Source organism: Burkholderia sp. LMG 13014, from assembly GCF_905232215.1.
GTDB lineage: Bacteria > Pseudomonadota > Gammaproteobacteria > Burkholderiales > Burkholderiaceae > Burkholderia.
On the sequence record NZ_CAJNKE010001018.1, the window covers coordinates 1 to 1,231 of the forward strand.

Sequence of the window (1,231 nt, forward strand, 5' to 3'; positions counted from 1 at the left end):
GAACATCTGCATCAGAGACCGTTGATCTGGAGGCGCTTCAGCGTCTGCACGAGCGTGTCGTTGTCCGGCTCGAGCTTCTGCGCGGCGCGCCACGCGGTACGCGCGTCGTCCTGCGCGCCGCTCTTCCACAGCACTTCGCCGAGATGCGCACCGATTTCGGCGTTCGGCTGCAGTTCGTACGCGCGCTGCAGCACCTTCGCCGCGCCGGCCGTATCGCCCATCCGGTACTTCACCCAGCCGAGGCTGTCCATGATGTACGCGTCGTTCGGTGCGAGCGTCATCGCCTTGTCGATCAGCTTGCTGGCTTCGGGCAGCCGCTGGTTGCGGTCGGCGAGCGAATAGCCGAGCGCGTTGTACGCCTGCGGATTGTCGGGCTGCGTGCGGATCAGCTCGCGCAGCTGCTTTTCCATCGTCGTGTAGTGGCCGGTCTTTTCGGCCGCCATCGCGTAGTCGTAGCGCAGGTCGGGATCGTCGGGGAAGTCCTGGACCGCCTGCCCGAGCCGGGCCTCGGCTTCCGGGTAGCGCTTCGCGGTGAACAGGATCGACGCGTCGGTGCGTGCGACCACGGCCGCATCGCGCGGATCCGTGATCGGCAGGTCGTCGAGCACCTTGCGTGCCTCGTCGGTCTTGCCTTGTTTCTGCAGCAGTTGCGCGCGCGTGATCTGCGCGGGGAGGTAGTGCTGGCTCGTCTGGTCGACCTTGTCGAGCCATTGCGACGCCTGCGCGTCGTTATCCTGGTCGATCGCGATCTGCGCGAGGTAGATGTAGCCCTGGCCGACGTCGAGGTTCGGCTGCTTGTCGCCGAGCTGTACGTATTGCTTCAGGTAGACGGTCGCTTCGTCGAGCTTCTTCTGCTGGATCTTGATCAGCGCGAGCGCCATCAGCGGCGTCGGATCCTTCGAGTCGAGCTTGCGCATCGTCTCGAACTGCTTCTGCGCGTCGTCGAGGCGATCGTCGGCGAGATAGAGCTGCGACAGCGCGAGCCGCGCATCGCGCGATTTCGGATTCTGCTGAACATACTTTTCGAACGACGCGATGCCCGCCGCACGTTCCGCGGGCCCCATCTGCGACAGCATCAGGGCGGCCGGCAGGTAGTCGGGGCGGATCTGCAGCGCCTGCTTCAGCGACTGCGCGGCGCCGTCCTTGTCGTCGACGGCAAGCTGCTGGCGCGCGATCGCGAGCTGGGCCTCGGGCCGGTTCAGGTCGTTCTTCAGCATGTCCTTCAGCACTG

General features: G+C 65.6%; 1 protein-coding gene. It reads right to left on the reverse strand.

The annotated features are described in order from the left end of the window. Positions 1-11 precede the first annotated feature (11 nt). The coding region (locus JYJ84_RS37040; protein WP_205190335.1) for a tetratricopeptide repeat protein at positions 12-1,231 on the reverse strand (1,220 nt) is incomplete at its 5' end.